The 7,147-nt window shown below is 56.0% G+C and carries 6 protein-coding genes; all 6 read left to right on the top strand.

The annotated features are described in order from the left end of the window. Positions 1 to 82: 82 nt before the first annotated feature. On the top strand, positions 83 to 1,432 hold the full coding sequence (locus ACF8AM_RS07485) for an HlyD family secretion protein (RefSeq protein ID WP_392555031.1): 1,350 nt from the start codon (positions 83 to 85) through the stop codon (positions 1,430 to 1,432). Positions 1,433 to 1,575: 143 nt separating this feature from the next. Further along, entirely contained in the window at positions 1,576 to 3,210 is a 1,635-nt protein-coding gene (locus tag ACF8AM_RS07490; RefSeq protein ID WP_392555032.1) for a TolC family protein, read from the top strand. A gap of 72 nt (positions 3,211 to 3,282) precedes the next feature. Beyond that, complete coding sequence (locus ACF8AM_RS07495) at positions 3,283 to 3,708, top strand: BLUF domain-containing protein (protein ID WP_392555033.1); 426 nt, start codon at positions 3,283 to 3,285, stop codon at positions 3,706 to 3,708. A 476-nt stretch (positions 3,709 to 4,184) separates the two neighbouring features. Then, on the top strand, positions 4,185 to 4,547 hold the full coding sequence (locus ACF8AM_RS07500; protein WP_392555034.1) for an ArsR/SmtB family transcription factor: 363 nt from the start codon (positions 4,185 to 4,187) through the stop codon (positions 4,545 to 4,547). A gap of 13 nt (positions 4,548 to 4,560) precedes the next feature. Further along, on the top strand, positions 4,561 to 5,577 hold the full coding sequence (locus ACF8AM_RS07505) for an ArsJ-associated glyceraldehyde-3-phosphate dehydrogenase (RefSeq protein ID WP_392555035.1): 1,017 nt from the start codon (positions 4,561 to 4,563) through the stop codon (positions 5,575 to 5,577). A 46-nt stretch (positions 5,578 to 5,623) separates the two neighbouring features. Continuing rightward, positions 5,624 to 6,895: an organoarsenical effux MFS transporter ArsJ gene (gene arsJ, locus ACF8AM_RS07510; RefSeq protein ID WP_392555036.1), complete on the top strand. Its 1,272-nt coding sequence runs from the start codon at positions 5,624 to 5,626 to the stop codon at positions 6,893 to 6,895. Positions 6,896 to 7,147: the final 252 nt, after the last annotated feature.

Genomic DNA, 7,147 nt, shown 5'->3' on the forward strand with positions numbered 1-7,147 from the left:
TCGCAATCCGCCGACCGCCCAGCGTTCGTCCCGGCTCTTTCAAAACTCCTGAACCGCTGAACCATTCACCCCACTGATTGTCATGATTCACGGCTACCACGCGTCCGACGACTTTGCATCGATGCAACTGGTCCGAACCGGGAACTGGATCCGCTTTGTCGGCAAACTCACGCTCGCAGGGTTGGTCCTGTCGATCATTGCGATGGTGTTCGTTCCATGGCAGCAAACCGCTCAAGGCACCGGAACGGTCGTGGCCGTCGACCCTCAAGAACGCCCGCAACCGGTCCGCAGTCCATCCAAGGGCGTCGTCGACTATGTGAAACCTGGACTGCGAGAAGGCAGCTACGTGGAGCAAAACGAATTGCTGCTGCGATTGTCGCCTTTTTCGGTGGATGGCGTCTCCCAAATCGACACGCAAATCATCGCAATGGAATCCAAAGAGGCCGCGGCGTTGTCCGCTCTCGAAGTCGCGAAGCAAGCCGTCACGCTGCAAGAAAGCGGCGGCAATAGCCTGACCGAATCCCTCAAACAAGACTTGGAGGCCGCCAAACAAAAATGGGAACAAGCCAAGAACGAAGTGACATCGTTGGAGGCGGAACTACAAGACAAACGCAACCAGCTGCGAATCGCGGAAGATGTTTCCGGTCAAGGTCTGGTTTCACGGGAAGAGCTGTTCAGCAAACGGCAAGCGGTTGAATCGCAAGTCGCAAAGGTGCAAAAAGCGCAGAACGCCGTCCATGAATTGTCCGCTTCGTTGATCTCCAAAGAAGAGGAGATCGAGGCCAAACTGCAGGACATCGCCATCAAAAACCGAGACGCCGAGCAAAAGGTTCTCGATGCGATGCAAAAGATCAACACAATCGAGAAAGAAATCCTGGACCTGCGAAACAAACGTGGCGAACTCGACCGCCTGGAGATCCGCGCCCCTCGTTCGGGCCGCATCCAAGATTGGTTCGGCGTCGAGGGCAGTGACACGATCAAAGAGGGAGATCAGTTGTTTGTGATCGTTCCCGACACCGATGACCTGGCGGTGGAAATGAAAGTCAGCGGAAACGACATGCCGTTGATTCAAGAAGGAGCCCAGGTTCGGCTTCAATTTGAAGGTTGGCCCGCGGTGCAGTTCGTCGGTTGGCCGTCCGTCGCGGTCGGCACGTTCGGCGGTAAAGTCAACCGAGTTTTCCCAACCGACGATGGAAGAGGCAACTTTCGTGTGCTGGTGACCCCAGACAATCATTTTGATCGGGAGAATGGTTGGCCTGATGACCGATATCTCAGACAAGGCGTCCGCGCAAATGGATGGGTGCTGCTCAAACGTGTTCCTCTTGGCCAAGAGATATGGCGTCAACTCAACGGATTCCCACCGGTCGTCGCCGACCAGGAACCCAATCAATCGAAAGACAAAGCTGCCAAGGTAAAACTACCCAAGGCATAAAGTCTGCCTGCACCTCAAACTTCAACGCATCTCGGGTAAAACGGCTCCGACGGCGACTCGCGTTCGCAATCCTGACCGCAGTCGCATCCTCAACGTTCGCGACAAGCAACGTCGCCCGAGCCGATGATCTGTCCGAAGCAACGATGATCGAATCGGACTCGATCGCGTTTCAGCAATTTCTCACCGCTGCGCAAGAAGGTCTCGCGGATCGGGAAACGGAATCCACGCCCGACTCCAACTCAGAACCGATGGCTGTCGTGGCGGATGCAGAATCCGACATGCAAACGCAGGCGGCACAAGAAGACTCGCTGGTTCTGGCCGACGTGATCGCCAGCGTCAATCGGTCGTACCCTGATATCCTGCAATCCCGCCAGCAGGCCGGATTGACCAGCGGAGAACTTCTCACCGCGCAGGGTGCTTACGACACAAAGTTCAATGCGTATTCGTTGGCCGAACCGACGGGCTACTACGAGAACTATCGCAACGGTTTGAAACTCGCCCGGCAAACTTGGTGGGGCGGGTATGTCGAGGCAGGTTACCGTATCGGACGCGGGTATTACCAACCTTGGTACAAAGAACGCCAAACCGATGACGCGGGCGAATTCAAAGCCTCCATCATCCAGCCACTGCTGCAAGGCCGAGCGATTGACCCGCAACGCGTCGCTGTTTTCCAAGCCTCGCTGGCTCGCCAAGCGGTTGGGCCAACCGTGCAACAAGCTTTGCTGCAAATCTCCTTGGACGCCACCACCAATTACTGGCAATGGGTCGCAGCGGGATCGGCGCTCCAGGCTCAACAAGAACTTTTGGAGCTGGCAGAGAAACGCGGCAAGCAATACGAAGCAGGGGTCGAAGCTGGCAAATTCCCCGAGATTGACCTGATCCTCAACCAACAACTGATCGCTGAACGATCCACCAAGGTTCTGGAAACCGAACGCAAGTACCGAGAGACCGCGTTCAAGCTTGGCCTGTTCCTTCGCGACGATGGTGGGCAACCAATTGTGCCCGATGACCAATGGATTCCTCAAAAATTTCCGGCGATCCAGCCTCCACCGCCAGGTGACTTCCAATCGGACCTCGCCGCCGCGCTTTCGCGACGCCCCGAACCACAGATTTTGCAGTACCAAATTCGCGGCATCCAGCTCGACCGACAACTTGCCTGCAACGAGATGCTTCCACGATTCGACTTCATCGCGGAGGCATCGCAGGACATGGGTGAACCGGCGACCAAGTCCGACGACAAAGGCGAATTCGAATTGCTGATTGGCTTCACCAGTGAAGTCCCGATCCAACGTCGCAAGGCTCGCGGGAAAATTCAATCGACCACAGCCAAGATCGCACAAACGAATCAGAAGCTTCGTTTGGTTCGCGACAAGATCGGCGTCGAACTGCAAACCGCGTTCAACGCGTTGACGTTGTCCGGCCAAATCGTCGAGCAGGCCGAAGCGTCCTTGCGAGCCAGCATTGACACACTGGATCGATATCGATTCGCGTTTGAACGCGGGAAGATCGATCTGATCTATCTGAACCTGTTGGAAACGAAAGCCAACGAGACCGAAATCAAACTGATCGAGGCCCAGCAAAATTGGTTCGCCGCGCTGGCACAAATGCAAGTTGCACTCGGACTGGACCCGCTCGAACAAGCCATGACGGTTTCCGAACTACCACCGAGTGACTTGCCAACGTCATTGGACCTGCACGACGATCAAAAGACTTTCTCGAACGGCCCAGAACAAAACAACAATCTCAACGCAGCCGACACGCGGCAAGACGCTGGATGAGTTTCCCCCTCAGTCCCACGGACGTCAGCGAGTTGAAAACCGGTTGGTACAGACACATTCCAAGAGAAGAACATGTTGACTGAATTGGTTTATTGCAGCGTTGCGACTCGCCCCATGTCGGTAGAAGATCTCGATGAACTTCTTGAAAAATGTCGGGCGAAGAACGCACGGTTGAACGTGACTGGCATCCTTCTGCACAGCAGCCGAACGCGAGAGTTCATGCAGCTCTTGGAGGGCGAACAAGAACACATTGATGAGCTGATGCAAACCATCCAAATGGATGAACGTCATACGTCCGTGGATGTGATGTACCAACACGAAATCAAATCCAGAAGTTTTGAAGCCTGGTCGATGGCGTTCCGTCCCATGGACGACGTGGCCCCCGAGTTGTTGAAAGGCTACACCACGTTCAACGCCAACTCGTTGCCACCCGCGTTGCTCGATGGAAGAACCAGCCGAGCCCGGTCGATCATGACCACGCTCAGTAAAGACCTTTGAGACCGCCAATCCGCCGCTGAGCGGACGGTTGATGCAGTTGACTTTCAATCCTTCCTGTCGGCCGTGCGGGCTTCGGCTCTGGTTCCGCTGAACAAAGGCCAATTCTGGGCTGTCAGAAGGTTGGTGTTGACACCGCTTTGGACTGCGCAGGTTTCGTTCCTCGACTTCGCCCCGTTGGGGCAGCCCTATGCCAGCCCAGGGCAACGCCTTTTGAAGTTGCGTTTTTCTCAAAACCCGAAGCGTCAGCTTTCTCATAACCCGAAGCGTCAGCGAGGGAAAAACGATGCTGACTTCGCCTCGCTGACGCGTCGGGTTATGAAAAACCGATGCCTCACGCAAAAGCGCAACTTCAAAAGCGATGTCTGGGGCTACCTTAGAGCTGCCCTATACACTGCCGCAAATGCCCCCATCGCCCGCGAAAAATCCTCCGCCCGATTGGGTGGACACAACCCAAACCCTTTGATAGTTTGATAACCATGGAAATAAAAGAAGCCGTCGTGGCACTTTCCGCTCTCGCACAGGAATCTCGTTTGGCCGTCTTTCGTTTGCTTGTGAAAGCGGGCGACGAAGGGTACGCGGCAGGGGAAATCGCCAAGAAGTTGGACATTTCCTCGGCAACGCTGTCGTTTCATCTCAAAGAGCTAGCACACGCGGGGCTGGTGAATTCGCGAAAAGACGGCCGTTCGATCATCTACTCGTTGAACCCGAAAGGCATCAATTGCCTGATGGGTTTCTTGATCGAGGATTGCTGCCAGGGTCGACCGGAACTGTGCATCACGACGGAGTGCTGTGACAAACCGCCTCCGGGCAAGCAGCCGCCCCAATCCCCCGACGAATAAGAAAGCAAATCGAATGACGATTCGTGTTGGTATCAATGGTTTTGGCCGCATGGGCCGACTCGGGATGCGTGCCGCATGGGACTTTCCCGAATTCGAAATCGTCCACCTCAATGAACTCAAAGGAGACGCGGAAACGTGTGCTCACTTGCTCTTGTTCGACACCGTGCACGGACGCGGGGATCACAACATCGACTCGGATGACAAGTCGATCACCGTGGACGGCAAGCCCATCTCGGTCAGCTCGGAAGCCAGCCCCGAGCAAGTACCTTGGAAAGAATTGGGCGTCGACATCGTGGTCGAATCCTCCGGCAAATTCCGCACACCCGAGACACTGAATCCCTACTTCGAACATGGCGTCCGCAAAGTCGTGGTGGCGGCGCCGGTCAAAGACGGGGCACTGAATGTTGTGATGGGATGCAACGATCATCTCTACGACCCGCAAACCAACCACATCGTCACGGCCGCGTCCTGCACGACGAACTGCTTGACCCCCGTCGTCAAAGTCATCCACGAAAACATCGGCATCCAGCACGGCGTGATCACCACGCTGCACGATGTGACCAACACCCAAGTTGTGGTCGACGCCCCGCACAAAGACCTCCGGCGGGCGCGCTCTTGCCTGAACTCGTTGATTCCAACCACGACGGGATCGGCGAAAGCGATCACGATGATCTACCCAGAACTGCGGGGCAAATTGAACGGGCTCGCCGTGCGGATCCCGCTTCTCAATGCCTCGCTGACGGACTGCGTGCTTGAGGTCAAGAAGAAAACCAGCGTCGAAGAAGTCAACGAGCTGCTGAAGTCTGCCGCTGCGACTTCCTTGAAAGGCATCCTCGGTTTTGAAGAAAAACCACTCGTCTCGGCCGACTACGTCAACGACATCCGATCGGGAATCGTCGACGGGCCATCGACCATGGTGGTCAACGACACGCAAGTCAAAATTCTCGCTTGGTACGACAATGAGGTTGGCTACGCGAATCGCATGATGGAACTGGTCAGAAAGGTCGCCACAACGCTTCCCGCCGCCTAATCACTCGTGATCTGTCAAACCTTTCATCGCATTAAAAATGAGTTCGATGGACGTTCGCAATTACTCTCTCGTGACCGCCGCGTACTGGGGATTCACGCTCAGCGACGGTGCGCTCCGCATGCTCGTGCTGCTGTACTTTCACCAGCTCGGATACACGCCCGTCAGTCTTGCGTTCCTTTTTTTGCTTTACGAATTCTGCGGGATTCTCACGAACTTGTTCGGTGGCTGGATCGGTTCTCGCATGGGCCTTCGAATCACCCTGTACGCGGGACTGGCGATCCAAGTGTTCGCATTGGTCATGCTGTCGTTGGTTCAGCCCACTTGGGCAACAGCGTTTTCGGTTTCTTACGTGATGGCCAGCCAGGCGCTCTCCGGAATCGCCAAGGACCTCACCAAGATGAGTTCCAAGAGCGCCGTCAAACTGCTCGTCAAAGGCGACAGCGAAGCGGAAAACCAAACCGCACTTTTCAAATGGGTCGCGGTCCTGACTGGATCCAAGAACGCCCTCAAAGGCCTGGGCTTCCTGCTTGGCGGAGTCCTTCTGAGTGGACTTGGTTTCACCGCGTCGCTGTGGGCGATGGCCACGGTGTTGTCCATCATTCTGATCTGCGCCGTCTTCATGTTGGATGCTGACATGGGCCGGACCAAAGCGAAAACCAAATTGACTCAGCTTTTCGCGAAAAGCCGTGAAGTCAATGTGCTGTCAATCGCCCGGTTCTTCCTGTTCAGCTCCCGCGATGTCTGGTTCGTCGTCGGACTGCCGATCTTCCTCGCCTCGCAACTGGGCTGGGGCTTCGCTGGCGTGGGTGCGTTCTTGGCGGCTTGGGTAATCGGTTACGGGTTCGTCCAAGCGTTCGCGCCAAAGCTGATCCGCAAGAGCGGCGGCGTGGAAGCCAAGGCCCGTGCGGCACAGATCTGGGGATTCGCTCTGGCGGTTGTTTCAGCCGGAATGGCTGCTGCGATCCAAGTCGACTTCTATCCAACAGCCACCATCTTGATCGGGCTGGCGATGTTCGGAGTCGTCTTCGCGGTCAACTCATCCGTCCATTCGTATCTGATTCTGGCTTACACCGATTCCGATCAAGTCGCGTTAAACGTGGGTTTCTACTACATGGCCAACGCTTGCGGACGCCTGGTTGGAACGCTGCTATCGGGTGTCGTGTATTTGTACGCCGGACTGCCCGGATGCTTGTGGACATCCACCGCGCTGGTCGTCGCCGCCCTCGTTTCCACCTTGTGGTTGCCAACTCAATCGGTCGAGCAAACGATTGCCGGGGATGCCAACGAAGACGCGATGATCAACATGGCCAACGCCTGAACTGCGGCACTACCGGCTGTCCATCCATTGGCCGTTTTGTCGCGAGCCACGGTTCCAACACGGCTAAAACATTCTGATTTCCTTCGCCTCGATTCGAGGGGGAGCAGCGTTAAGATGCCGCTTTTCGGCCGGTTTCCACATGGCCTCCCTCTCCCGAAACGAAGGTTGGGGAGAGGTCGCCAGACTACTTCGGTGTCGCGACGGAAAGCGGTTGCAATGCGGCGATGATGTCATCCGGTTCGGCTCTCGTCC

It is taken from the genome of Rhodopirellula sp. JB055, assembly GCF_043100905.1.
In the GTDB taxonomy this organism is placed as follows: domain Bacteria; phylum Planctomycetota; class Planctomycetia; order Pirellulales; family Pirellulaceae; genus Rhodopirellula.